Source organism: Kribbella jiaozuonensis (assembly GCF_005233875.1).
Taxonomy (GTDB): Bacteria; Actinomycetota; Actinomycetes; order Propionibacteriales; family Kribbellaceae; genus Kribbella; species Kribbella jiaozuonensis.
In genome coordinates this window covers 912,720-937,824 of the sequence record NZ_SZPZ01000004.1, presented here as the reverse complement: position 1 = coordinate 937,824, position 25,105 = coordinate 912,720, and the positions used below count along the sequence as shown (strand labels likewise).

Below are 25,105 nucleotides of genomic sequence, written 5' to 3'. Positions count from 1 at the left end.
TCCTCCGCGGCGGCTAGGCTCGAAGCGTGTCGATCGTCGTACCGGTGGAGTTGCTGCCGCACCTGCGGCGGGCTCGGGATGTTGCCGATCGCAACTATGCTGAGCCGCTGGATCTCGTTGCGTTGGCGACGGCGGCGGGCGTCTCGAAGTACCACTTCCTGCGGTGTTTCGCGGCGGAGTACGGCGAGACGCCGATGCAGTACGTGACCCGGCGGCGGATCGAGCGGGCGACCGATCTGCTCCGGGCGACGAACCTGACGGTGACCGAGGTGTGCGGGCTGGTCGGGTACAGCAGTCTGGGATCGTTCTCGCAGCGGTTCACGGAGTTGGTGGGAATGACGCCGACGGCGTACCAGCGGACGCAGACCGGGGCGCGGATCCCGGGGTGCTTCGTGTTCATGCTGGGACTGAACTCCGCAATTCCGGAGAAGCCGGTGGAGGAGTCCGGGGCTTAGCGTCGTACACATGACCTTTGAGGAGGAAATGTGATCACGAACGTGAGCCTGGTGACGGTCTACGTCGACGACATCGACGCGGCGAAGGCGTTCTACACCGAGAAGCTCGGGTTCGAGCTCGGTGAGGACATCACGCTGAGCGAAGACTTTCGCTGGTGCACGGTGCATCAGGTCGACCACCCGGAGCTCGAGTTGGCCCTGATGCTGCCTGGGCCGCCGATGGACGACGAGTCCGCGGGGTGGATCCGGCGGATCATGGCGAAGGGGTCGATGCACGGGGTCGGGCTGGCGACCGACGACTGCCGGAAGACGTTCGCCGAGCTGACGGCTCGCGGCGTCGAGTACATCCAGGAACCGGCGGACCGCCCGTACGGCGTGGAGGCGGTACTGCGGGACAACTCGGGCAACTGGCTCGTGTTGGTCGAGCAGAAGGCGTACACGGCGGCCGACTTCGCGTGACCCCTCGGTTGACTTACGGTCTTTGTATCAATACATTTGATACAAAGACCTCGAGGGAGCGTGGTTCGCGGTGGACGTGCTGTGGTTGGTGGCCATGATGGTGGCGGTGTCGGTCGTCCTGTGGGTGCAGCGTCGGAAGGCGGCGCAGCGGGAGGTCGACCGGCGGGTCGTGCGAGGTGGGCTGCCGGGGGACCGTGACCTCGTCGAGGTGGCGCTCGAGTGGTACCGGCGGCGGCAGGAGATCCTGATCCTCGGCGTACTGGCTGGTGTGCTCGTGGCCGGGGCGGCCGTCGTACTGGTGCATCTGGGGATCGATCTCGGGTTTGTGCCGGGGACGGCGCTGGACGCCCGGCTGCTGACCTGGTTGCTGGCGGCAACGGCTGCTTTCGGCGGGTTTGCGACATTGATCAACGGCTATCGGACCGTTCGGGCCTCTCGCGCGGACGGGCCTCGGCTGGCGGCGCTGCGGCCGCGGAAGTTGAGCGATTACCTGAGTCCGGTCGAGATCGCGATCTACGACGGGTGCGTCGTACTGCCGTTGGTGGGGGTCGCGCTGGGGGTGGTCGTGCTTGGTACGAACGACCGTCCGGCGCGGGGGTGGATCCTGATCGGGAGCGGTCTGGCGGCGGTGGTGGTGTGGGCGATCGGGCTGCTGCTGATGCGTACGGCGTTGCGGGTGAATCAACCGTCCGGGCGTGAGGCGGAGCTGCGGTGGCAGGAGGCGTTCCGGGCGACGACGCTGCGGGACATCGGCTCGGCGGTGCTGACGGTCGCGTGGCTGCTCGGTGCGGCGATGCCGATGTCGTTCGAGTGGCCGTCCGACGTACCGGGGTATGTCTCGCCGCTCGCTACCGTGCTGTTCCTGGTGTCGGTGGCGATGTGGTGTACGGCGCTGATGGTCGCCGCGAGCCGCCGTGGGTTGCAGCGGGTGCAGCGAGTTGCCGGATGATCATCTCGGTTGATCCGGCGGGGGCGAAACCGCCGTACGAGCAGGTGAAGGACCAGATCGACGGACTGATCCGGACCGGAGAGCTGGCGCAGGGGACTCGGCTGCCGACCGTTCGGCAGTTGGCGGGGGATCTGGGGTTGGCGGTGAACACGGTTGCTCGCGCTTACAAGGAGCTGGAGGCGGAGCGGCTGGTCGAGACGCGCGGGCGGAACGGGACGTTCGTACTGGCGTCCCGCAGCCGGGTAGACGACGAGGAAACCCGAGCCGCAGCAACCGTCTTCGCCCGAGCCGCCCACCGCGCCAACCTCTCCCTCCCCGAAGCCACCGAACTCCTCCACCGCGCCTGGTAAACCAGCTTGTAAGCCCCCGCGCGCTCCGCAGCCGTCTCTCGTCGCTCCGCTCCTCGGCACGGCTGCTCCGCCCGCACCTGCCCGCCCCCCAGGGCATGTGCTGGCTGGCCGGCTGCGGGGTCGGCTGCTTGCGGGCTGTCACCTGGGCTGTCGCGCAGGCGCATCCCCAGCCCTCAGGGCTTGTTGTGCAAGCGCAGCAGTTCCGCGCGAGTGTGGATCACCCCGGGTGACTCCTCGCCGTTGGCTCGGGCGATCTCTTGGGCCAGGTCGCTTGCGGCCTCTAGGCGGTGGTTGGCTTTGCGGCGGCTGTGGAGGTGTTTGCGGTACTTCTTGCGGTCTTTGCGTAGGCCGCTGACGGCGTCAAGGAGGGGTGGGTCTACAGCGCCGGTGGCTAGTTCGGGGGTGAGGAGTTCGCGGATCCAGGTGCGTTCGTGTTTGGCGGCGTGGCGGAGTACGTAGAAGAGGGCGGTCAGTTCTACGGCTGCGATCAGGAACGGGAGGATGCCGGCCCAGGCGCCGCCGTTGCTGAGGCCTCCCATGTCGTCCCAGGCGAAGTGGAAGAACATTGCCATCAGCATGGTGAGGACGCCGCGTACGACGTTGCGCTCGCCGCGGGTGCGGCCCAGGACCCACATCAGGCCGGCGCAGAAGATCGCGCTGAACAGGGCGTGCGAGACGATCCCGGCGGCGCCGCGGACGATGAAGACGCGGAGGGACGAGCCGAGCTGGTCGACGCCGTACTGCTGGGTGGCGCCGTTGTACACGTACAGGATGTCCTCGAAGACCTGGAAACCCAGGCCGATGAACGCGCCGATGATGAAGCCGTCGTACGCGCTGCGGATGAGTCGCGGCGCCAGGCCGATCAACAGCACGAGCCCGATGCCCTTGGCGAACTCCTCGTTGATCGGTGCGGTCAGGCCGGCGCCCCAGTCCTGCGCGAAGTCCGTACCGCCGACCTTGGCCCAGATCCCCAGCAGCGCAGCGTTGGCAGGCAGCGCGATCCAGAACGTCGCGGCGACGCCACCCCACACGAACCCGGTCGCCAGCAACCCAGCTGGCTGCGCGGTGAAGCGGTTGTGGTGCCGCAGGAGCAGCAGCCAGGGGATGAGGTAGAGGCCGAACAGTACGACGCCTCCCGCGAGTGCCGGTGTGTAGAACTGAGCTCCAGGCCCGAACACCCGCAGCATGGTCAGCGCACCGGCGCCGACGCCCAGCACATAGACCCAGAACGCGACGTTGTGCGGCTGCAGGAACCGGTACGGCTGACCCCAGCCGGACTCCTCGATCGCGTCGAGCTGCGCGGCCTTCTCCTGCGGTACGGCGGTCATCGCGCCGCTCCCGGGGTGATGCTGCGCAACATCGTGCCGACCTGTTCCTGATAGCGCTCGAACTGCCCGGACGCCGTACGCACCCGGACCAGCAGCGCCGGCGCACTGTCGACGGCATCACCCGTACCCATCTTGAACGCCACGTCGACACCATCGCCGCTCGGACCGCTCCCGCTCTCGACCACCCCGACCAGCCCCGAGTCGGTGGTCAGCGTGCCACGCGCCGAGGTAACGCCCGGCGGACTGCCTTGCGACCGATGCACCTGGTCGAGGAACGCGTCCGCGCTGCCGTCGAACGCCGTACCGATCAACTCGATCGTCGCGCCGCCCTGTGCCAGCAGCACCTGCAGGCTGGTCGCGCTCGCCCCCGCGCCGCCCACAAGCGTCCCCTGCTCGAGCTGCCACCCAACGGGCGGCACCGCCGTCGCACCATCGCCCAGGTCGAGTACCTGCCCGGCCCGGATCTCGTTGTGCCACGGAATCGCCGCGTTCAGCCCCTGCCAGCCGTAGATCAGCAGGAGAGCGATCCCGAGCGCCGAGAACCCAGCCTTGAACGTCCGCCGATCCAGCCCGAACCACCGGTGTTCGACCGGCACCCATTCCCGCGTACTCACGACCATCACGCCCTCCTAAGCCGTAGCAGTCACTCTAAGACGCGGACTCCCGAAGATGCCGGACCCGAGGTCCCCTGACGGCAGATGACGTCGCCGCCCAGTTGGGAGAGGACGTGGAGGCCAGCGGACTCCAATTCGGCTCGTAGGGCGGCGGGCTGTAGGTGGCGGCGGTGGGGGAGGTACCAGGTGCCGTCGAGCTGGAAAGCGTCGTCGGCCGGATCGGCGGCCTGGTAGCAGATGCCGGTGGTGGCGTCGTACCGGAAGTTGTCTTCGTAGATGCGGTCCGGGTCGTACATCGCGGTGGAGAGGATGTAGTAGCCGCTGCTCTTCAGGCGGTCGCGTACGGCGGCGAGCAGGCTGGCGCGGTCGGTGTCCGTGACGCTGGACTGGAGGCAGTAGCTGTCGAGGATGACGTCGTACTGCTTGCTGGCGGCACCCATTGCGCAGACGTCCTGCACGCTGAAGTTGACGTCCACGCCGCGCTGCCGGGCGAATCGTCGGGCCAGTGTGATCGCCTCGGGGATGAGGTCGATTGCGTCGACCCGGAAGCCTCGTGCGGCCAGGAAGCATGCCGCGGGGCCGGTGCCGCAGCCGTATTCCAGTACGGCGGGCTCTGGCGGGAGATCCAGCTGCGGGAGCACGCGCTCGAGGAACGGGCGGTTCGGGAAGACGTCGTACTCGTCGGTCTCCCCGAAGAGGTCGCTCCACTGGGTCAGGCCCTGCTGCACGAGGCGCTGGTACGCCGCCTCGTGCTCGGCGTAGTAGTACCTCACGCGGACCTCCACCGTCGTCGAGCGCTTACTATGGCTCGCTGTCGTCCGCCTGACCACCCAATTCCGACGACGGCAGCGACCGACGGGAGGATGGCTGATGGACGAGGCGGAGCAGACCCACCGCGCGGACGCCGAGGCGGAAGCCGAACGCATCCAGCAGGAAGTCGAGGACGCCACCTCCGACCCGGCCTCCCAGGAGGAGTGGATCCGGCAGTCGAACCTGATCTACGGCGGACTGGCCGCGGCCGGCCTGGTCGTCGTACAACCGTTCCTGACCTCGTCCCCGCTCGACCTGCCGGCGAAGATCTGCGTGATCGCGTTTGCCGTCTCGATCCCGCTGCTCGCCGCGCTCCTCGTCCTGAACCGGCAGGAGGAGTTCCGCCGCCGGGTGACCAGGTCCGGCCTCGTCGCGGTCGCGAAGGCGATCGCCCAGGGCTCGGCCTTCGTGGGCATCGCGGCCGCCTTCTGGCACATCTCGATGGTCGCCGGGATCGTCTTCGTCCTCGTCGGCTTCTTCGCCGTCGGCGTCCATTCCTCGGGCTACATGCACCTCGAGTACGACGGCAAGTTCAGGTCCCGCTTCCGCCGCCGTAGCTGACCCGCCGGACGCTGCGTATGTGGTCCGCCCGGCCGGGGCGTTCTCGGTGCGACCCTTGTCCCTGGTCGCTGTCGCAGCGATGATGAGGACCCTCATCTGCGTTCAGAGAAGGAGCCAGCCAGCTTGTCGGCCATCCTTGTCCACGGCGCCGCCGGCTTCGTCGGGTCCAGCCTGATCCCGATGCTCGTGGCGAACACCACGGCACCACTCATCCTGACGGACAAGCGTCCCGTCGACACGTCCGATATCGAGGCCTTCCGGGAGCGGATCGAGACCTCGCAGACGGACAGCCTTGCGAATCTCCCTGACCGTGAAGTCGATGTGGCCATCGTCCTGGCCGGCGAAACCAACGTCGACGAGGCTCTCGCCGATCCGAGACGTGCCTTCGAGACCAACATTGCCATCGCTGTCGATGCGGCCGAGTGGCTCAGACGTAACCCGCGATCCAGGCTCGTTTACATGTCCTCCGACGAGGTTCTCGGCGAATCCTTCGCACCCCTGGGGGAGAGCGAGCCGGCACGCCCCACGCAGCCGTATGCCGCGTCCAAGGCCTGCGCAGAGACGATCCTGGGGTGTTACCGGGACACCTACGGTCTGGATCTCGTGATCATGCGTTCCTGCAACCTGGTCGGCGGTCGCCAGCGGGCACAGAAGCTCATTCCGGTAGCCGTGTCGAGTCTCCTGGGAGGAGATCCGGTTCCGGTCTTCGGGTCGGGTGAACAGGTCCGCGAGTGGATGGCAGTCGAAGACCTCTGCGCGGCGTTGATGCTTGCTGTCCACCGTGAGCTCCCAGTCGGTGTCTATCAAGCCACCTCGGGTGTCCAACTGTCGGTACTGCAGGTGATCGACTTGATCGCATCGGTGCTCGGGCTTCCGCCGAAACTCACTTATGTCGCCGACCGGATCGTCGAGGACAGGTCCTACGCCATGGATTCGTCAACGCTGCAGGGCTTCGGCTGGAAGCCGGAGAGCAGGGTGGCGGCGGCGATAGAGACGGCGGCTATGGCCTTGTCCGATGCCTTCCGATACGGAGAGCGGCTCGCCCCGAATACCGGGACGCACTGATGCCGGGAACTCCGGCATGGCTGGTCACGCCGCATGGCCGACGTTCGGTGAGCGAGGTCGCTACGGCCGCCGAGGTGGGTGCGCAGGCAGCTCGACTCGTGCTTCTGATCGGTGCAGGGGTCGACCAATCGCTGAACAACCGACCCGGATGGACGGCTCTGCTCAGCGATGTCGCGAAGGCCGGCGATGCGCACGTCGACAGGTCGCGGCTCAAGTCAGTCTCCAGCCAGTGGCCGATGGAGTCGGCAGAGGCCCTTCGGATCACGCTGGGTCCCGTCGGCTATATCGACGGCATCCGGAAGGCCATCCCGGCTATTCCGGGTGAAGCAGCAGCGGCGACAGCTCTTGCCAAGGCGATCACGCGGCTCGTTGCCGGCGGTGTCGGTCTGATCATTTCGCTGAACTACACAGATGACCTCATCGACGTACTGCGAAGCAACCTGCCGTCCGACTTCGGCGTACGGGTGATCGAGCGGACCGAACTGTCGGCCTGGCCACTGGGACAGCTGTTCCAGCCGCCGCAGAAGCAGGTCAATGTCCTGCGGCTCCACGGCGCGATCCCGTTCGACGGCGTCGTCGGTGAGCCGGTCGTCCTCTCCAGGTCGACCTATGATGCGGCGCTCAGCTCCGACTCTCCGTACCGGGCAATTTTGGCAAGACTGTTCGAGGACCATGTCGTCCTGTCCATCGGCGTCTCATGGAACGATGTTGCCCTGCGAGACGCTGCCGCGACTGCCCGGCGAAAGTTGCCGATCGCCCGGCCCATGCATTACGCGACGCTTCCGCAGACAGGTACGACGCGTGACTGGTGGGAGCAACGCGCTCTGACCGCGTCGTACGGGGTTCGGCCGCTGTACTACACGCAGCACACCGAGGTCTCCCAGATCCTTGATTCGATCGCCGATCTGGCGGTCGGACGCCGAACACCAACAGCGGCCTCGCCGCTCGAAGAGATCGCCTCCTGGTTGGAAGAAGTCGGAGACTACGAATCGCGGCAGCAGTCGAGCTGGTTCGCGCAGATGCCGGAAGGCACGCCGAATTGGCAGGCCACGGTGTCCTCCATCCGGCGAGCTTGCCGCGGCCGCACCATCGACCCAGAACTGTGGCTGGCTTGCGCGCGGATCGAGAGCCATCTCCGGCACTTTCTCTGGTTCTGGCTCCCCATATCGGAGAGATCTGAGACCCGCAGGTCGCTGTGGACCGACATCGCCAGGCACTGGTCGTCCTTTGCGCCGAGTACCCAGAGTGAGTTGTGGAACAGCGATGAACTGCAGGCGGCGCTGTCCTGGCGGAGCAAGTCAATCGCACCGACCAGCCGGGCGTTGCTCCAGTTCGCCATCGGTGCCCATGAGGTGATGAATCGCGCCCCGTATGGCCCTGTCGTAGAGGACTGGCGGAACCGCCTGTCTGACCTCGGCCGCACCGGTGGGAGCAGCATCACTGCGAAGCGAGCGCGGCTGGCCAAGCAGGTGTGGGCACCCCCGGCGTCGCCCAAGTTGCTGGCCCAGGTGCAGAGGGCCTACTGGGAGGGCATCGAAGCAAAAGTTGCCCTTGACCTGGTCGAGATCCGTATCAAGAACGAGACCGCTGCTCGAAGCACAGGCGATCAGGGACGTCCACCGACGATGAGGGACTGGCCCAACAGTCTCCGCGCAGATCTTTTCGGTCAATGCGATCACGTGCGGGAACTCGCTCGGGTAGTCGGTTCGACCCGGCGCGAGGTCGGTGCGATCGTGCTCGCATCCTTCTTCATCCCGGCAGATCAGGCGGAGGGCTATCTCATCGCCGCGTACCGCCGGATGACCGAAATGAGCGCCGGGCGTCCGGAGCCGACGGCGACCTGGGCAGTCATCATCGGCCTGATCGCGGCATACAGCGACCAAGCACCAGGCGTGGACGACGGGCGCCTCGTACCGGTTCTGTGCGAATGGCTGCAGGACAAGTGCGGGCGTATCCCCTTGGACGAGCCGATCGCGCAGGCAGTCGAGCAGGTCTACGCGGTCTTCTGGAAGAAGTTCCACCGGCGCGCGGCTGGACTCGCGATCGGCGTCGCACGAAGCCTCCTCGCCTCGGCCGGGTGACTGCAAGGTGCGGCCTGGTTGACCGACGATCGACGCTATGCATGCAGACTCGGGCGGTAGATGAGCTCTTGGGTGTGGCCGTCGAAGGTTCGGGTTTCGAGTAGGTCGAGGTCGAAGTCGGCTGCGCCGTGGAAGATCGGATCGATTCCGGTCCGGCCGCAGATCACGGGGAAGAGCGTGACCTGGATGCGGTCGACCAGGCCGGCCTTGAGCAGCGCGCGGTTGAGGGAGAGGCTGCCGTGGGAGCGCAGCGGTACGTCGGATTCCTGCTTGAGCCGGGCAACGATCTCAGCGGCGTCGCCGCTGGCGATACTCCCGTCCGGCCAGTCGAGCGGCGCTTCCAGCGTGCTCGACACGATCGTCGCCGGCAGATTCATCATCCGGGTCACCCACTCGTCGTACGACTCAGATCCCGGCGGGCTCGCGGCGATGATCGCCGAGTGGGTCCGGTACATGTTCGCGCCGAACACCATCCGCGCAGGCTCCCGATAGATCGCCGCCCGATGCTCGAGCAGCTCGGGCCCCTGCTTGCCCCAGTAGCCACCCCAGTCACCGTCGTGCGCGCCGAACCCGTCGAGGGTCGAAAACACGTCGAACGTGTAGCTCGCAGTCATGCTGTTCTCCTTCGTCGTTTACCCCTCCTACGAATCACCGGTTCCCGATTCGACACCCAGTTGATGTTTGAAGAACCGCGCGACCTCGTCGGCAACGTCGTACCAGACCTGCCCGTCGTACGGCGCGTCCGGATCTGGGAGGAGGTTGTGGTGTCCGCCTGCGATCGGGAGCAGCCGACTGTCCGTTCCCACGGCACGCAAGGCGTGGTGGAGCAGTTCGGCTTGTTCGTAAGGGACTGTCTCGTCGGAGGTCCCGTGGATGATGAGGTACGGCGGCGCGCCGGCCCGAACGTGCGCGACCGGACTCGCCGCGCGTAACCGGCTCGTATCGCCGCCTACCAACGCAGTAACCGGCGATGGCCGATCGATCCGCATCTCACCACCCTGTCGCGTGAGATCGCTTGGTCCGCCGATCGTCACAACTGCCTGTACGCCGGCATCCGCCGAGCCGCTGAGACCCGCCATAGCAGCCAGGTGCCCACCGGCTGACTGTCCCCAGATGCCGATCCGGCCAGGATCGATCGGCAACCCGAGCGGGTTACGCCGCAGCCATCGCACAGCTGCCTGTACGTCGTCCAACTGCGCCGGAAACACCGCCTGCCCGCTCTCCCGCACCGAGATCCCAACCGCCACAAATCCCGCCCGAGCCATAGCCGGATTAACAAACGGGGCCATCGCCGCCCGCCGATCCCCAGGCCCCCACCCAGGACACCCATCAACCCGCACCACAACAGGCACTGCAGCAGACGGCAACGACGAAACCACATCCAAACAAAGCTCAACCCCACCGGGCCGCGCATACGGAACATCCAGGAGGTAACCGAGATCCGACCCAAACTCACTCACAAACCGAACCGTCGCACCAGGCCAGCAACCAGATCCAGAGCGGAGGTCGTGTACACGGGGCGGGACGCAGTCGCCACCAGCACGGTCCAGCCGCACGTGTGGCACGTCCACGGCTCCCGGCGGAACAGTTGCTACGAGCGACCGCGCCAGGCCCGGGTAGTCGACCGCGGGCGGTAGCCCGCAAGTTCCGGCGATAGCCGGCACGGTCCGGCGATAGCCGGAAAGGGATGCACGGCGCTGAGCCGGGGGTGGGTGGGAGCGTGTGGAGCAGGTGCGCTGAGGAGCGGAGCGACGAAGAAAGCGTCTGCGTAGCACGCGGGGGCAGACCTCCGCCCGTCCAAACACCCCTCAGCCGGAAACGATTCCAGTTTCTTCGCCGAAGCGTGTGACGAGCTATGTACACACCGTCCCGGCGTTGCTACTGTCCGGCCTGATTTGACATCGATGTCAACCTCAGGGAGTGGTCACGATGGTTTCGAGACGAGCGTTCCTGGCGGGCAGCGGTGCGGTGACGGTGGGGGGTCTCGGGCTCGTCCCGGGGCTGACTTCCTCGGCGCAGGCTGTGGTTTCATCGACGTCCGGCAGCCCTGCCCGGCTGCTGCCGGTGTTCAACCGCCCGAAACACCTGGATTACGGCGACGTCAGCAAACTCAGTGGGGGAGACCAGACCTTGCTGACAACGTTGCAAGGCATCGTCAACCGCAAAGAGCCGGAGTTGTACTTCATCTACGACACGGGAACGCAGAGCGTGCCGGACGCCAAATGGCTGACCGACCTGCACCTGCCGACCAGGTTGTACAAGAACCCGTTGGACCTGGTCGCGAAGTACCGCAGTCACGTCCGCGGCGCGATCGTCCACGACCCCGCCGTACCCGACTCGCTCAACATCGCGACAACTCTCGCCGGCCTGGAGAACGCCGTCGTAGCGGACGCGGATCAGGCGAAGGCACACGGGTTGAAGATCGTCAAGGATCTGCGCGGGATGTTCGACGACGACGTGGTGAAGACCTACCGGTGGCAGCTCGACAACCTGTTCCCGCGCGTCACCAAGCAGCTGCTCGCCGGCCTGCCGCCGACCCGGGTGGTCGACGTCGAAGGCGTGGTCTGGCAGGAGATCGCCCGCGAGACGCAGCAGATCCGTGACTCGTCGAACCGCGGTACGTACAACCTGGACGTCTCGGCCAAACTCGGCAAGGAGGCCGTGTATGTAAGGTTCGCGGACTCGTTCTCCGACGATGGCTGGGGCGCGTCGGTGCGCCACGTGGTGGTGACGGCGAACGGCACCGAGTTCGCCCGGTTCGAGCCGAACACGCCGGAAGAGGCGCCATACCTGTTCGACGGCTCGCACTCGTCGATCGGTGGCGAGGCCAACCGCTTCGCGGACGGCGGCAACTACTGGATCTACCGCTTCGAACCACCGGCGGGTACGACGTCCCTCGTCGTCACCGTGGAGATGTGGAACCAGTACCTCGTCAGCGCCACGGACACGTCGCCGACCCGCGTCGAGCCGTTCCCGTACTTCCGCGACTACGTGGTTGCCACCAAGGCCCTGGTGAGCTGGCTACCACCCGGCGGGGCGACGGGCGACCTGCTCATCGAGCACTACGCCAAGTGGCCCACGCTCGCGCCGTACATGGGCTGGTTCGCGAACGACGTCTCCGGCGAATGGGACGGCGTCGACCTCGCGAGCAAGGGCGGCTCGCCGGTCGTCGCGGCCGACTTCTACATGAACGGCACCGTCCACGCCGGCACGGCAGCGCCGATCTCCAGCAAGCCCAGGCCGGTACGTCGGGTCAGCAAGGCCAAGAACAAGGTCTACCTGACGCTTACGTTCGGCGAAGGCGACAACATCCAGTACTGCCAGCGCCGGCTGCGCGACATCTGGGACGACCCGAAGCGCGGCGAGGTGCCGACCAACTGGACGATCAGCCCGCTGCTAGCCGAGGCCGGTCCGAACATCTACAGCCACTACCAGCGCACCGCGACCGCTAACGACTACCTGGTCTGCGGCCCGTCCGGCGGCGGCTACACGTATCCGGCCTCGTGGACCTCGGCCGAGCTCACGAAGTACCTCAAGATGACCGGCGACTTCATGCGCCGTACCGCCCTGGAGGTCGTGTACGCGTACAGCGGCCGGCAGGACGGCACGTGGGTGCAGCTCTCGGAGGAGATCGCCAAGGGGTACGCCGATTACACGCCGACCAAGGGGATCATGCAGACCTGGGACGGCGACACGCTGACCGTGCGCCACGGTGGCATCCCCATCACGGGCGGCTGGGGCGCACCCGGCAAGGCGGCCGAGTTCAAAGCCGCGCTGGACCAGCGGATCTCGAGCTGGGACGGCTCGAGCCCGCTGTTCATCTCCGGCCTCATCGGTGCGTGGTCGTGGACGCCGTCCGACATGGCCGAACTCGGACCGCTACTGACCGATCCGTACGAACTGCTCCTCGGCAACTCCTTCTACGACCTGCTCAACCGGACGCTGTAGAAGACCCGACGCCGTAGAACGCGTAAGCGGTCGCCCGGGGTGAGGAACCGGGCGACCGCGGGGCGGGGCTTACCAGTGGTGCGCGACGTCGATCACCAAGCGGGTGTTCGATCCCGGCCCGGCCAATGTGAAGACCCGGAACGGAAGCCGCGCGCGGACGCCCAGCCCGATCGTCGTCTGTCCCTCGAACGTGCCTGCGTAAGCGACTTGGCGGAACGTGCTGTAACCGGCGACGTTGGTCAGCTCCTTGGCGTTCTTCGGCGAGTACGTCGCCGCGCCGGTCGAGCTGTACGCCGGGGCGCGGACGACGACCTGGAGTTTCGCCCCACCGCGCAGCGGGACGAGATGGCCGGCACCGTCGGTGAAGACGTTCTTCACGTACCGAACGTCGTACCCCGGGGCACGACCGCGGATGTCGACGACGATCCGGTCGAAGCAGCCATGCCGTCCGGTGCGGACAGCGGTCACCGGCGCCTGCGTCATCCGGCTGTTTGCCTCGGGCAACGATCCCCAGCCGCCCGGGCAGGACGCGATGGCGACGGCGGTGGTCGAGGTGGTTCGGGGGGCGGAAGATCCGGTCAGGGTCGGTGCGGCGAACGCGGCCGCGGGGACTGCCATCACCGCGAGTGCGGCGAAGATCGTCTTGGGTGTGATGTGGTGGATGTTCATGATGTGTTCCCCCCTTGTGAGGACACTTACTTGGACGACACCAGTTGCGAACTGGTTTGCTTTTTATCCCGGTGATTTCAGGTAGCCGATCGGGCACGATGTGCAGATGACCCCTGACGAGCTGCTCGACGTGTTCCACCGCCGGATCCGGTTGCCCGACGCGGACGCGATCCCCGGATGGAAACAGGAGCACGAGGGGCCGGTGCATCGCTCGTACGTCGAAGGTCCCGACGGAGCCGGTTTCGTCGAGACGCCGCGCGGACTGGGGGACGACCCGGACGCGGTGATCGAGCAGGAGCTGGCGTTCTTCCGCGAGCGCGGGCTGCCGTTCGAGTGGAAGACCTACGCGTACGACGAGCCGGCCGATCTGGGGGACCGCCTCGTCCGGGCCGGCTTCAGCAAGGAGGAGCCGGAGACGCTGATCCTCGGCGAGGTGGACCGGATCCTCGAGCGGCCGTCGGCGCTGCCGTCGAAGGTGCGGCTGCGGGAGGCCGACGGACCGGACGACTTCCACCGGATCGCCGTACTGACGGACACGCTCTGGGACAGTGGGCTGGCGCGGATCGTGGAGCAGTTGCAGGGCGAGGCGCGGATGTTCCCGGACCGGTTGTCTGTCTTCTTGGTCGAGGACGTGCTGAAGCAGGGTCCGGCCGTGTCGGCGGCGTGGATCCGGTTCCATCCCGGGACCGGGTTCGCCAGCCTGTGGGGCGGCGGCACGCTCCCGGAGTGGCGCCGGCAAGGGCTCTACAGTGCACTGCTCGTCCACCGCGCCCGGCTGGCCAAGGACCGCGGGTACGAGTTCCTCCGCGTCGACGCCTCCGAGGACTCCCGCCCGATCCTGCAGAAGCTCGGACTCCACGCTGTTACAACCACGACACCCTACGAGTGGACACCCTGACCTGACCTGCGGAACGACCGCCGGACGCTGTACGTTGCCTGCATCATGGCCCTGAAAATCGCTTCTCGCTTCCGCCGGCTGCTGCAGCGCCCCGGCTCGATCGATCTCGGCCCGTACGAACGGCTCACCCAGCTGGTCGGCGAGGCGGAGGAGTCGGTCGTTTCCCTGACCGATGAAGAGCTCACCGAGGCGGCCGCGGAGCTGCGGACGACCGGTGGACTGCACGAGGACGAGCAGATCGAGTTCCTTGCGCTGGCCCGGGACGCGGGTAAGCGGGCGCTGGGGGAGCGGGCGTTCGACGGCCAGGTCGTCGGCGCGCTGGCGATGCTGCAGGGCCGGGTCGTCGAGATGGCGACCGGTGAGGGCAAGACGCTGGCCGGTGCGATCGCTGCCGCCGGGTATGCGATCGGCGGCCGCAAGGTGCATGTGCTGGCGGTGAACGACTATCTGGCCAAGCGTGACGCCGAGTGGATGGGCCCGGTGTACGAGCTGCTTGGTGTGGCTGTGTCGCATGTCGGGCAGGTGTCTACGCCGGAGGAGCGCCGGGAGGCGTACCAGGCTGAGGTCTGCTATGTGCCGGTGAACGAGATCGGGTTCGACGTACTGCGGGATCGTCTCGTCACCGATGTCGACGACCGGGTCACCGTGGACGCGGATGTGGCATTGGTGGACGAGGCGGACTCGGTGCTGATCGACGAGGCCCGGGTGCCGATGGTGCTGGCCGGTGCGACCCGGTCCGAGGCGCTGGACGACGACGTGGTCCAGCTGGTCCGGACGCTGCGTGCGGGCCTGGACTACGAGATCGACGGCGACGGCCGGACGGTCGCGCTGACGGACCGTGGTACCGACAAGGTCGAGAAGGCCCTCGGCGCGAGGGCCGAAGAACTGGCAGCCGAGGAGCGGGCGGCCGAGGAGCTGGCGACCGACGAGGCGACCGACGAGGCGGAGACCGAGCCGGAGACTGACGAGGCGGCTGACGAGGCGGCTGACGAGGCGGCTGACGAGGCGGCTGACGAGGAGGAGACGGTCGACGCTGCGGACGAGAGCGATGACGCGGAGGTCGAGGAGCCGGCGCCGGTCGAGGAGTTCAACCTCTACGCGGACGAGAACCTGGACCGGTTGACCCAGATCAACGTCGCGCTGCACGCCGAAGTACTGCTGCGGAGAGACGTCGACTACCTGGTCCGCGACGGCAAGGTCAGCCTGATCAACAACAACCGCGGCCGGGTCGCGAAGCTGCAGCGCTGGCCCGACGGTCTGCAGGCTGCCGTCGAGGCGAAGGAGGCCGTTCCGGTCAGCGACTCCGGTGAGGTGCTCGACAGCATCACCGTGCAGGCGCTGGTCAAGCGGTACAAGACGCTCTGCGGCATGACCGGTACGGCGGTCGTCGTCGGCGAGTCTCTGCAGGAGTTCTACGAGGTAGACGTCGCCGTCGTACCGCCGAACACCCCGAACATCCGCAAGGACGACCCCGACCGCCTGTACCTGACGGTCGAGCAGAAGAACGAAGCGCTGGTCAAGCACATCGGCGTCGTCCACGAGTCCGGCCGGCCGATCCTGATCGGCACGCACAGTGTCGAGGAGTCCGAGCAGCTCAGCGACAAGCTCGAGGCGGCCGAGATCGAGCACGTCGTACTGAACGCGAAGAACGACGCCGAAGAGGCCGCGATCATCGCCGAGGCCGGTGTACCGGGAACGGTCACGGTCTCGACGCAGATGGCCGGCCGCGGTACGGACATCCGGCTGGGCGGCCGGGACGAGTCGCACGACAAGGAGAAGGCCATCGAGCTCGGTGGCCTGTACGTGATCGGCACCGGTCTGCACGCCTCGCGACGGCTCGACGACCAGTTGCGTGGTCGCGCCGGCCGTCAGGGCGACCCGGGCGGGACGCTGTTCTTCGCCTCGCTCGCCGACGAGCTCGTCACGCGGTACTCCGTTTCGTCCGGTCTGCGGCCGCACCCGGACGACACCGGGCGGCTGACCGACCGCAAGTCGATCGCGATGCTCGAGCACGCGCAGCGCGTCGCCGACGGTGCGAACGCCGAGCTGCACCGGACCACCTGGCAGTACAACCGGCTCACCGGGCAGCAGCGGGCGATCCTGCTCGAGACCCGCGAGAAGGTGCTGACCGAGGACCTGGCCGCGACCGAGCTCGCCGAGCGGGCCAAGGAGCGGTACGACGAACTGGTCGACAAGGTCGGCGAGGACGTGGTGAACGCCGCCGCGCGACGGATCGCGCTGGGTCATCTGGACCGGCGCTGGACCGACCACCTGGCGTACCTGGCCGACCTGCGCGAGGGCATCCACCTGCGGTCGCTGGCCGGCGGCATCGTGCACCTGAAGCCGATCGACGAGTTCAACAAGTCGGCGATCGCGTCGTTCGACACGCTGATCGAGGACGCCTGGAAGGACGCGGCCGAGACGTTCGGTACGGCGGAGATCACGGCCGAGGGCCTCGACGAGGAGGCCAGCGGGATCCCGCGGCCGACCGCGACCTGGACGTACCTGGTCAACGACAACCCGTTCGGCACCGAGGCGGACCGGATCCTCGGCCGCCTCCGCAACGCGATCAAGCCCGAGTCGGCCGTGGAGGCGGAGGAGATCCTGCCCGAGGAGTTCGACGAGGAGGACCTCCCGGAGGAACTGCGGGACGTCGACGGCGAGCTGCCGGAGGAGCTCCGCGAGACGGCTGCGGAGGACGAGCTCTCCGAGGAGCTCGGCCCCGATGACGAGAAGTCCCGGAAGAAGGACTAAGACTTTGGTCTAGGCGCGTACAGCCGTCGGCTCGATGCCGGCCGGCGGCTCCAAGCCTGATTCTCGGTGCATGCCCAGCACGCGCAACCGACCGTGGCTCCTCGTCGTCGACATCGCGATCCCGCTCGCCCTCTACTACGGCCTGAAGGCGCTCGGTGCCAACGACCTGATCGCACTGCTCGCCGGCGTCATCCCAGGACTCATCAGTTCGGCAGTGTCGTTGGTGCGCAACCGGCGTACGGACCTGGTCGGGATGGCTGTCGTGGTGAGCATGGTGGCGAGCACCGTGGTCGCAGTAGTCGGTGGAGACGCCCGCCTGCTGCTCGTCCGGAACGCCTGGATCAGCCTCCCGTTCGCCGGCATCACGCTGTGGTCGCTGCGCCATCCGCGGCCCCTCACCTACACCGTCACGCAGGCGCTCATGCCGCGCCGGGCGGCGGTGATGGACGAGCTCTGGGAGACGAACCCGAAGTTCCGGCACGCCTGGAAGTGGATCACCGTGTTCTGGGGGATCGCGTCGATCGTCGACGCGATCGTCCGCGTCGTCCTCTCGTACACGCTGCCGATCTCCGTCGTACCGGCGCTCGACCCGATCATCACAGTCGTCACGATCGTCGTACTGCAGATCCCGACCATCGTCCTGCTCCGGCGGAGCGGCACATACCAGCTCGTGTTCGCCCCTCGGCGTCCTACAGTCGTTTGAGTGACCGACGACAACATTTCGCAAGACCGCATGCGTGAGTTGCTCGACTCCGGTGCGGCGACGCCGATGCTCGCCGGGACGGAGGTCGGTCCGACCTGGTACGCGGACCGGTGGTGGTACGTCCCGGTCGGAGCTGCGGAGGATGCCGACTACCAGCCGGCCGACCCGGAGCAGGCCGAGCGGTTCGACAGTCTCCGGCGCCGGGCCGAGGCCGTCGAGCGAGTCCAGGCGGAGCTGGACGGCCGGCAATGACGCCGCGGGCGGAACGTCGCGAGCCGAGCCGGGACGAGCTCGCCGCTGCGCAGCAAGTGGTGGGCATGTTCGCCACCGAGGCGCTGCTCGCGCTCGATCGGTACGAGCGGTCGTTCCCGGCGGCTGCGACGGACCGGGAGCGGCAGGTCGCGGACAGGCTGGCGCACTGGTGGCGCCGGCTCGAGCTGGACGGCGTACGCCTGGATCCGGAGGGCACGGATGCCGAACAGATCCTGGTGGCTGCTGCCGATCTGTCCCTCGATCCCAGGAACCAGTGGGGTCTGAGCCTCGAGGAGGCGTCGGCGCAGGCGGTCAACCGGGCCGCGCTGGAGGGCCGGCCGATGCCGGCGACGAGTGTCGCGGACCTCCGGAAGAGCTTCGAGGACGCGTACGGCGACCGCGTGGTCCTGCCGGAGCGGGACGACGACTGGCTCGCGCAGTCCCTGACCCGGCTGGCGCGCGCGAGTGTGCTGCGGGACGTGATAGATGAAGGCGCGCAGGTCCGAGTGGGCGCGCCGCTGCGCCAGGCCGCGGACGAGATGGTCCGGCAGGGGCGTCAGTTGATGGACGACCGGCTCGATCTGGCTCGGAGGCAGGAGGCGCCGGTCAGCCGGCGTGCGGCGTTCATGCAGCAGGCGAGGCTGACTTCGACGTACGCGCTGTACAGCCTGGGCGTGGACCTGACCGGGGCGCCGGACTGGGCTGATGTGGCGCTGAAGGTGCCTGCGTTCGCGCTGTACCTGAAGGAGAGCCGGGACGCGTGGCGGGACCACAGTGACGCTGTCGCCACCAGGCTCGACCCAGCCCAGGCCCAGCTCCGGTCGGTCCGCAACGACCTCCTCGGCACCCTAGCCACAGACCCACCCACCACCCGCCGCGACAACCGCGCCCTCCGCAACGCCACCAACCGCCGCCCCACCCAGAACCGCTAACGGCTCAGCCGGGCGGGTCCGTCGGGCGGGTCAGTCGGGGGAGGAGGCGAGGCGGCGGGCGGCCGCGGAGGCGGGCTGGGTAGGGCGGGCCGCGGAGGCGCCTGGGTGGGTCGGGCCGCGGAGGCGCCTGGGTGGGTCGGGCCGCGGAGGCGCGCCCTGGGGAGACGGGCTGCGGAGGTCGGCTGGTAGGGCGGGGCGATGGGGATGTCGGTGGGGCTGGTTAGGCTGCGGGGGTGAGTGAAGGTTTGTTCGATCTTCCGGGGGCTCCTGCGCCGGCGCGTGGTGGTGGGAGTTTGGCGGATGCGGACCATACGGCGGCTCCGTTGGCGGTGCGGATGCGGCCGCGGAGTCTGGACGAGTTGGTCGGGCAGCAGCATCTGCTCGCGCCGGGCTCGCCGCTGCGACGGCTGGTGGAGGGTGACCAGCCGATGTCGCTGTTGCTGTGGGGTCCTCCGGGGACGGGCAAGACCACGATCGCGGCGGTGGTGTCACACCAGACCAATCGGAAGTTCGTGGAGCTGTCCGCGGTCACGGCCGGTGTGAAGGACGTGCGGCAGGTGATCGACGGCGCCCGCCGCGACCTGTCCCGCGCGACCGGCACGGTCGAGACCGTGCTGTTCATTGACGAGGTCCACCGCTTCACCAAGGCCCAGCAGGACGCACTGCTTCCGGGCGTGGAGAACCGCTGGGTGACGCTGGTCGCCGCCACCACGGAGAACCCGTTCTTCTCGGTGATCTCCCCACTCCTGTCCCGCAGCCTGCTGCTCACGCTGGAGTCGCTCACCGACGACGACATCTCGGTGCTGCTCGATCGCGCGCTGGTCGACGAGCGCGGACTGAACGACGAATTCGAACTGGCGCAGGACGCGCGAGACCACCTGCTGCGGATGGCCGGCGGGGACGCCCGCCGCGCACTCACCTACCTGGAAGCCGCCGCAGGCGGAGCCCGAGCCAAGCACGAGCAGGCCCTCAAGTACTCACAGGCGACCAAGCCCTCTGATGTGGGCGGGGCAGACGGGGCCCCGGCCGACGCCGACGCGGCTGGCGCAGCTGGCGGCGATGCGGCTGGCGCGGCTGGCGGCGATGCGGCTGGCGCGGCTGGCGGCGATGCGGCTGGCGGGGATGCGGCCGACGCCGTTGCGGCTGGCGGCGTCCTGGCTGGCGGCGGCCTGGCTGGCGGGGCGCGGGCGTTGATTGATCTGGTGACGTTGGAGACGGCGGTTGATCGCGCGGCCGTGCGGTACGACCGGGCCGGGGATCAGCACTACGACGTTGCCTCGGCGCTGATCAAGTCGATCCGCGGTTCGGACGTCGACGCCTCCATGCATTACCTCGCCCGGATGATCGAGGCGGGGGAGGACCCGCGGTTCATCGCCAGACGGTTGGTGATCTCCGCGAGCGAGGACATCGGCATGGGCGACCCGACGGCGCTCGGTGTCGCGGTCGCCGCCGCCGAGGCCGTGCAGCTGATCGGTATGCCGGAAGCACGCATCAACCTCGCGCAGGCGGTCGTCGCGCTCGCGCTGGCACCGAAGTCCAACGCCGTGATCATGGCCGTCGACGCCGCGATCGCGGATGTGAAGGCGGGCAAGGTCGGCCCGGTCCCGCCGCATCTGCGGGACGCGCACTACGCGGGCGCCAAGAAGATCGGCCACGGCTCGTCGTACGAGTATTCGCACAACGACCCGCGCGGCGTCGTACCGCAGCAGTACGCGCCGGACGTGATCGACGGCACCGACTACTACAACCCCACTCGCCGCGGTGGCGAGGCGGCGTACGCCGATCGGGTCACGGCCATCCGCAAGATCCTCCGGGACCGCAAACCGGACCGTAAGCGCGACAGCAAATGAGCCGGACCGCCGATCACATAGACGCCTTCAACCGGGCCGTCACGACCGGCGACTGGGACACGTTCGCCGAACGGTTCGCCCCGGACGCGACGATGCGGTTCGTCGCCATTCCGGTCGGCCCGTTCGAAGGTCGGACGGCAATCGCCGCGGCGTACCGGGAAAACCCGCCGGCCGAGACCATGACGCTGATCGACGACGGCGACGAACTGGCGCGTTTTCGCTGGTCGGGCGGCGGGACCGGCTCGATGGAGCTGGAATGGGCACCGGACGGGGCCGTTCAGGCACTCACGGTGAGCTTCGATTGAAGCGTTCGAGTCGGTAGGCTCCGTTTCGGCCTGGGGGCGAAAGGTTTTCCGTTGTGAGGCAGTCCAGACCGCGGCATAGCCGTCGGCGTGTACCCGTTCTGAAGTTGACCATCGGGGCAGCAGCCCTGGTTCTGATAGCAAGCGCTCTGTACCTGATCCCGTTCCGGTCGCGCGAGACGGCGACGACCCAGGCGCCGCCCGCGTCCCAACCCGGCCCGAGCGTCGAGCGGACACAAGGTACGTCGAGGTCAAATCCGAGACCGAAGCTCCCGGTCGGCAAGCCGTTGGTGCCGCTGAGCCCGTCGGCATCGCCGAGCAAGCCCGCTCCGCCCTGGGTGGCACCGGAGCCTGAGGCAACGCGATCCCAGCAGCCGACCACGACAGCACCGACCACGACAGCACCGACCACGACCGCATCCACCCCGGCCACACCGAGCACAACCCGGCCGACGTCACCACCGACCACTCCGATCAGCAGCCCCAAGCCGACGAGCCCGACCCCGACGTCACCGCCGACCCCGACCACGCCGACCACCCCGGTCCCGACCAGCCCGACCCCCACAAGCCCAACGACGCCGAGCCAAACACCCTCGGCAACCCCGTCGACGCCGACAACGCCGACCCCCGCGGAACCGACCGTCACGGAGACGTCCCCGACCCCGTGAGCCGGTTTGGTGGGCGACTGTGATGTGAGGGATGGTGTCCTGGAGCGGAGTGCGCTATGGCCGCGCGATAAGGTCGGGCGTCCAGAACTCACATGAGGTCACAACGGGCTCGCTACGGGAAGGTGGATCGTTTCCATGAGCGTCGGTGAAGTCGCGGGGCTGATAGCTGCCTGCGCGCTGCTCATCCTGGTAGGCCTGCTGGCTTATCCGATCCTGAAGCTGGGCAAGGTGTTCGACGAGACCCGGATCATGGTCAAGGGCGTCTCCGACTCCAGCGTCCCGCTGCTCGGTGAGGTGACCACCACGGTGGCGACCACGAACGCCCAACTGGCGAAGGTGGACACGATCACCGACAACGCCACCACGGTGACCACCAACGCGGCCGCGCTGATGTCGCTGTTCTCGGCCACCGCCGGCGGCCCGCTGGTGAAGGCGGCCGCGTTCACGTACGGCGTCCGCCGCGCGCTCGGCGAGCAGCAGCGCAAGGACGTGAGCCGTCGGGTCAAGGAAGAGATGAAGGCCGAGCGGAAGGCGCGGAAGCGGTGAAGCGGATCATCTGGCTGATCATCGGGATCGCCGTCGGCGTGTACGCCGTCACCCGGCTGAAGAAACGAGCACAGCTCCTCGCTCCGGAGAGTGTCCAGGAGTCCGCGGCGAAGCTGTCCGCCGCGGTCCGGCACTTCGGCGACCAGGTCCGCGAGGGCATGGCCGAGCGGGAGACCGAGCTGCGCGACGCGCTGGGTATCGAGACCACAAACGATCGTGAGGACTACCGGTAACACCCATGGAAACCAGTGAGATCAGGCGACGGTTCCTGCAGTACTTCGAGGACCGGGGCCACACCGTGGTGCCGAGTGCCCCGCTACCGTCGCCGGACCCGAACCTGCTGTTCAACGTCGCCGGCATGGCGCAGTTCGTCCCGTACTTCGTCGGCCAGCAGACCCCGCCGTACGACCGGGCCACCAGCGTGCAGAAGTGTGTCCGGACGCTCGACATCGAAGAGGTCGGCAAGACCACCCGGCACGGCACGTTCTTCCAGATGAACGGCAACTTCTCCTTCGGCGACTACTTCAAGGAGAAGGCCATCGAGTACGCCTGGGAGCTGGTCACCAAGCCCCAGAACGAAGGCGGCTACGGCTTCGACGAGTCGGTCCTCTACGCCTCGGTGTACTACGACGACGACGAGGCGATCGCCCTCTGGAAGCGGATCGCCGGCCTGCCCGACGACCGGATCGTCCGGCTGGGGATGAAGGACAACTTCTGGTCGATGGGCATCCCGGGTCCGTGCGGCCCGTGCTCGGAGATCCTGATCGACCGCGGCCCCGAGTTCGGCGCGGACCGGGACTGGGAGGCGGGCGACCGCTACCTGGAGTTCTGGAACCTGGTCTTCATGCAGAACATCCGCGGTGAGGGTGGCGGCAAGGAGGGCTACCCGATCCTCGGCGAGCTGCCGAAGAAGAACATCGACACCGGTCTCGGCCTGGAGCGGGTCGCGTACCTGCTGCAGGGCGTCGACAACATGTACGAGATCGACGAGATCTACCCGGTGATCGAGCGGGCGTCCGAGCTCAGCGGCCGCAAGTACGGCGTCGAGCACGTCGACGACGTCCGGTTCCGCGTGGTCGCCGACCACGTCCGCAGCGCGCTGATGCTGATCGGCGACGGCGTCACCCCGGGCAACGAGCAGGGCGGTTACGTACTGCGTCGCCTGCTCCGCCGCGCGATCCGTTCGATGCGGCTGCTCGGCTACGAGGACCCGAGCCTGGTCGAGCTGTTGCCGACGAGCCTCGAGCAGATGAAGAAGTCGTACCCGGAGCTGGAGGCCGACTTCGGCCGGATCAGCCAGGTCGCGTACGCCGAGGAGGAGGCGTTCCGCCGTACTCTCACGGCCGGGACGAGCATCTTCGACGTGGCGGTCAAGGAGACCAAGGCGGGCGGTGCGCACCAGCTCGAGGGCGCGAAGGCGTTCCAGCTGCACGACACGTACGGCTTCCCGATCGACCTGACCATCGAGATGGCGGCCGAGCAGGGGCTGAACGTCGACACCGAGGGCTTCCGCTCCTTGATGAAGGAGCAGCGCGAGCGGGCCAAGGCGGACGCCCGGGCGAAGAAGGCCGGGCACGCCGACACCTCCGGTTACCGTGAGCTGCGCGAGAAGGGCGTCACGGAATTCACCGGGTACCAGGAGCTCTCCAGCGACTCGCAGGTGCGCGGTCTGCTCCGGGAGGGTGCGATCGCGCCGTTCGCCGAGCAGGGCGAGACCGTCGAGGTCGTGCTGGAGAAGACCCCGTTCTACGCCGAGTCCGGTGGCCAGATCGCGGACGAGGGCCTGATCCTCGGCGACGGCCTGAAGCTGAAGGTCCTCGACGTGCAGCGCCCGGTCAAGGGCCTGATCGTGCACAAGGTCGAGATCCTCGAAGGCGTACTGCGTCCGGGCGAGGACGTGCACGCCGCGGTCGACCACGAGTGGCGGGTTTCGGCCTGCCAGGCGCACTCCGGTACGCACGTCGTGCACGCCGCGCTGCGCCAGGTGCTCGGCCCGAACGCGTTGCAGAGCGGTTCGTACAACAAGCCCGGTTACCTGCGGCTCGACTTCGCCTGGTCGTCGGCGCTGGACCCGTCGACCCGCTCGGAGATCGAGGAGGTCGCGAACCTCGCCGTACGGCAGGACCTCCCGGTGTCGGCGCAGTACATGACGCTGCCGGAGGCGCGGGAGTGGGGTGCGCTGGCGCTGTTCGGCGAGACGTACGACGAGCAGGTCCGCGTGGTCGAGATCGGCGGCCCGTGGTCGCGTGAGCTCTGTGGTGGCACGCACGTGAAGCACTCGTCGCAGGTCGGCGCGGTGACGGTGACGGGCGAGTCCTCGGTCGGCGCCGGCGTACGGCGGATCGAGGCGTTCGTCGGCATGGAGGCGCTGCACTACCTCGGCCGCGAGCGCGCGCTGGTCCGGCTGCTCAGCGAGAACCTGAAGACCCGGCCGGAGGAGCTGCCGGCCAAGGTCGCCGACCTGGCCGAGCGGCTGCGCACGGCCGAGAAGGAGCTCGAGCGGGTCCGCGCCGCCCAGGTCTTGGAGGCCGCGGGCGAGCTGGCGAAGAACCCGCGGGACGTCTTCGGCGTCCAGTACGTCGGACACCGTGCACCCGACGGCGTCAACGGCGGCGACCTGCGCAAGCTGGCGCTGGACATCCGCGGCCGGATGGCGAACGACAAGCCGGCCGTGGTCGCCGTACTGAGTGTGAACGACGGCAAGCCCGGTGTGGTGATCGCGCTCAACGACCTCGCCCGCGAGTGGCGGCTCAAGGCCGGTGACCTGGTCCGGGTCGCGGCCGAGAAGCTCGGCGGTCGCGGCGGTGGCAAGGACGATGTCGCGCAGGGCGGCGGCACCGACCCGGCCGGCGCCGACGAGGCACTGGCGGCGGTCGAGCACACCGTCGGCCACCTCGTCACCGGCTGACCG

General features: G+C 68.0%; 25 protein-coding genes and 1 pseudogene. 19 read left to right on the top strand and 7 right to left on the bottom strand.

Features of this window, described 5'->3' with window-relative positions:
* Positions 1-26: 26 nt before the first annotated feature.
* From FDA38_RS30470 to FDA38_RS30455, 4 genes are all read left to right on the top strand, one after another.
* Positions 27-455 (top strand): helix-turn-helix domain-containing protein, encoded by a 429-nt coding sequence (locus FDA38_RS30470; protein WP_137257542.1) that lies wholly within the window; start codon positions 27-29, stop codon positions 453-455.
* Between the two features lie 30 nt (positions 456-485).
* A complete protein-coding gene (locus FDA38_RS30465) occupies positions 486-914 on the top strand; it encodes a VOC family protein (RefSeq protein WP_137257541.1) in 429 nt (142 codons plus the stop codon).
* A 70-nt stretch (positions 915-984) separates the two neighbouring features.
* Entirely contained in the window at positions 985-1,863 is an 879-nt protein-coding gene (locus FDA38_RS30460; RefSeq protein ID WP_137257540.1) for a hypothetical protein, read from the top strand.
* Positions 1,860-2,213: a GntR family transcriptional regulator gene (locus tag FDA38_RS30455; protein ID WP_137257539.1), complete on the top strand. Its 354-nt coding sequence runs from the start codon at positions 1,860-1,862 to the stop codon at positions 2,211-2,213. The genes FDA38_RS30460 and FDA38_RS30455 overlap by 4 nt, the downstream gene beginning before the upstream one ends.
* A gap of 173 nt (positions 2,214-2,386) precedes the next feature.
* Here the strand turns inward: FDA38_RS30455 and FDA38_RS30450 are convergent, their stop codons facing one another.
* The 3 genes from FDA38_RS30450 to FDA38_RS30440 are packed head-to-tail and all read right to left on the bottom strand — an operon-like array spanning position 2,387 to position 4,928.
* The gene (locus FDA38_RS30450; RefSeq protein ID WP_137257538.1) at positions 2,387-3,541 is read right to left on the bottom strand and encodes a PrsW family intramembrane metalloprotease; all 1,155 of its coding nucleotides are present in this window, start codon (positions 3,539-3,541) and stop codon (positions 2,387-2,389) included.
* Positions 3,538-4,161 (bottom strand): hypothetical protein, encoded by a 624-nt coding sequence (locus FDA38_RS30445; RefSeq protein WP_137257537.1) that lies wholly within the window; start codon positions 4,159-4,161, stop codon positions 3,538-3,540. The genes FDA38_RS30450 and FDA38_RS30445 overlap by 4 nt, the downstream gene beginning before the upstream one ends.
* A gap of 23 nt (positions 4,162-4,184) precedes the next feature.
* The gene (locus tag FDA38_RS30440) at positions 4,185-4,928 is read right to left on the bottom strand and encodes a class I SAM-dependent methyltransferase (protein WP_170989927.1); all 744 of its coding nucleotides are present in this window, start codon (positions 4,926-4,928) and stop codon (positions 4,185-4,187) included.
* Between the two features lie 97 nt (positions 4,929-5,025).
* On the opposite strand from FDA38_RS30440, the gene FDA38_RS30435 reads away from it, so the two are divergent.
* From FDA38_RS30435 to FDA38_RS30425, 3 genes are all read left to right on the top strand, one after another.
* The gene (locus tag FDA38_RS30435; RefSeq protein ID WP_137257535.1) at positions 5,026-5,526 is read left to right on the top strand and encodes a hypothetical protein; all 501 of its coding nucleotides are present in this window, start codon (positions 5,026-5,028) and stop codon (positions 5,524-5,526) included.
* Positions 5,527-5,649: 123 nt separating this feature from the next.
* The gene (locus FDA38_RS30430) at positions 5,650-6,591 is read left to right on the top strand and encodes an NAD-dependent epimerase/dehydratase family protein (RefSeq protein ID WP_170989926.1); all 942 of its coding nucleotides are present in this window, start codon (positions 5,650-5,652) and stop codon (positions 6,589-6,591) included.
* A 236-nt stretch (positions 6,592-6,827) separates the two neighbouring features.
* On the top strand, positions 6,828-8,672 hold the full coding sequence (locus FDA38_RS30425; protein WP_170989925.1) for an SIR2 family protein: 1,845 nt from the start codon (positions 6,828-6,830) through the stop codon (positions 8,670-8,672).
* A 35-nt stretch (positions 8,673-8,707) separates the two neighbouring features.
* On the opposite strand, the gene FDA38_RS30420 is transcribed toward FDA38_RS30425, so the two are convergent.
* A complete protein-coding gene (locus FDA38_RS30420) occupies positions 8,708-9,286 on the bottom strand; it encodes a dihydrofolate reductase family protein (RefSeq protein WP_137257532.1) in 579 nt (192 codons plus the stop codon).
* A 27-nt stretch (positions 9,287-9,313) separates the two neighbouring features.
* Positions 9,314-10,024, bottom strand: coding sequence for a prolyl oligopeptidase family serine peptidase (locus FDA38_RS30415; RefSeq protein ID WP_325053125.1), 711 nt, complete (start codon positions 10,022-10,024; stop codon positions 9,314-9,316).
* A 577-nt stretch (positions 10,025-10,601) separates the two neighbouring features.
* On the opposite strand from FDA38_RS30415, the gene FDA38_RS30410 reads away from it, so the two are divergent.
* Positions 10,602-12,620, top strand: coding sequence for a GxGYxYP domain-containing protein (locus tag FDA38_RS30410; RefSeq protein ID WP_137257530.1), 2,019 nt, complete (start codon positions 10,602-10,604; stop codon positions 12,618-12,620).
* A gap of 69 nt (positions 12,621-12,689) precedes the next feature.
* Here the strand turns inward: FDA38_RS30410 and FDA38_RS30405 are convergent, their stop codons facing one another.
* Positions 12,690-13,289: an AMIN-like domain-containing (lipo)protein gene (locus FDA38_RS30405; RefSeq protein ID WP_137257529.1), complete on the bottom strand. Its 600-nt coding sequence runs from the start codon at positions 13,287-13,289 to the stop codon at positions 12,690-12,692.
* Positions 13,290-13,395: 106 nt separating this feature from the next.
* Between FDA38_RS30405 and FDA38_RS30400 the strand changes: the two genes are divergently transcribed.
* From FDA38_RS30400 to FDA38_RS30370, 8 genes and pseudogenes are all read left to right on the top strand, one after another.
* The gene (locus tag FDA38_RS30400) at positions 13,396-14,187 is read left to right on the top strand and encodes a GNAT family N-acetyltransferase (protein ID WP_137257528.1); all 792 of its coding nucleotides are present in this window, start codon (positions 13,396-13,398) and stop codon (positions 14,185-14,187) included.
* A gap of 45 nt (positions 14,188-14,232) precedes the next feature.
* Entirely contained in the window at positions 14,233-16,941 is a 2,709-nt protein-coding gene (locus FDA38_RS30395; protein ID WP_137257527.1) for a preprotein translocase subunit SecA, read from the top strand.
* 70 nt (positions 16,942-17,011) lie between these two features.
* A complete protein-coding gene (locus FDA38_RS30390; RefSeq protein WP_137257526.1) occupies positions 17,012-17,644 on the top strand; it encodes a VC0807 family protein in 633 nt (210 codons plus the stop codon).
* Entirely contained in the window at positions 17,645-17,896 is a 252-nt protein-coding gene (locus tag FDA38_RS30385) for a hypothetical protein (protein WP_137257525.1), read from the top strand.
* Positions 17,893-18,828: a hypothetical protein gene (locus tag FDA38_RS30380; RefSeq protein WP_137257524.1), complete on the top strand. Its 936-nt coding sequence runs from the start codon at positions 17,893-17,895 to the stop codon at positions 18,826-18,828. The genes FDA38_RS30385 and FDA38_RS30380 overlap by 4 nt, the downstream gene beginning before the upstream one ends.
* A gap of 233 nt (positions 18,829-19,061) precedes the next feature.
* Positions 19,062-19,763: pseudogene (locus tag FDA38_RS43575) on the top strand (AAA family ATPase); the annotation flags it as partial.
* A 66-nt stretch (positions 19,764-19,829) separates the two neighbouring features.
* Entirely contained in the window at positions 19,830-20,678 is an 849-nt protein-coding gene (locus FDA38_RS43570; protein ID WP_325053127.1) for an AAA family ATPase, read from the top strand.
* Positions 20,675-20,983, top strand: coding sequence for a nuclear transport factor 2 family protein (locus FDA38_RS30370; RefSeq protein ID WP_137257523.1), 309 nt, complete (start codon positions 20,675-20,677; stop codon positions 20,981-20,983). The genes FDA38_RS43570 and FDA38_RS30370 overlap by 4 nt, the downstream gene beginning before the upstream one ends.
* Here FDA38_RS30370 and FDA38_RS30365 read toward each other — a convergent pair.
* The gene (locus tag FDA38_RS30365) at positions 20,964-21,626 is read right to left on the bottom strand and encodes a hypothetical protein (RefSeq protein WP_137257522.1); all 663 of its coding nucleotides are present in this window, start codon (positions 21,624-21,626) and stop codon (positions 20,964-20,966) included. The genes FDA38_RS30370 and FDA38_RS30365 overlap by 20 nt on opposite strands.
* Before the next feature lie 157 nt (positions 21,627-21,783).
* Here FDA38_RS30365 and FDA38_RS30360 point away from each other — a divergent pair, with 157 nt between their 5' ends.
* From FDA38_RS30360 to alaS, 3 genes are read left to right on the top strand one after another with little or no spacing between them, the layout of a single operon-like run.
* A complete protein-coding gene (locus FDA38_RS30360) occupies positions 21,784-22,194 on the top strand; it encodes a DUF948 domain-containing protein (protein ID WP_130388436.1) in 411 nt (136 codons plus the stop codon).
* On the top strand, positions 22,191-22,427 hold the full coding sequence (locus tag FDA38_RS30355; protein ID WP_137257521.1) for a DUF6167 family protein: 237 nt from the start codon (positions 22,191-22,193) through the stop codon (positions 22,425-22,427). Before FDA38_RS30360 ends, FDA38_RS30355 begins: the two co-directional genes overlap by 4 nt.
* Positions 22,428-22,432: 5 nt before the next feature.
* Positions 22,433-25,102, top strand: coding sequence for an alanine--tRNA ligase (alaS, locus tag FDA38_RS30350; protein ID WP_137257520.1), 2,670 nt, complete (start codon positions 22,433-22,435; stop codon positions 25,100-25,102).
* The last annotated feature ends 3 nt before the right edge of the window (positions 25,103-25,105 follow it).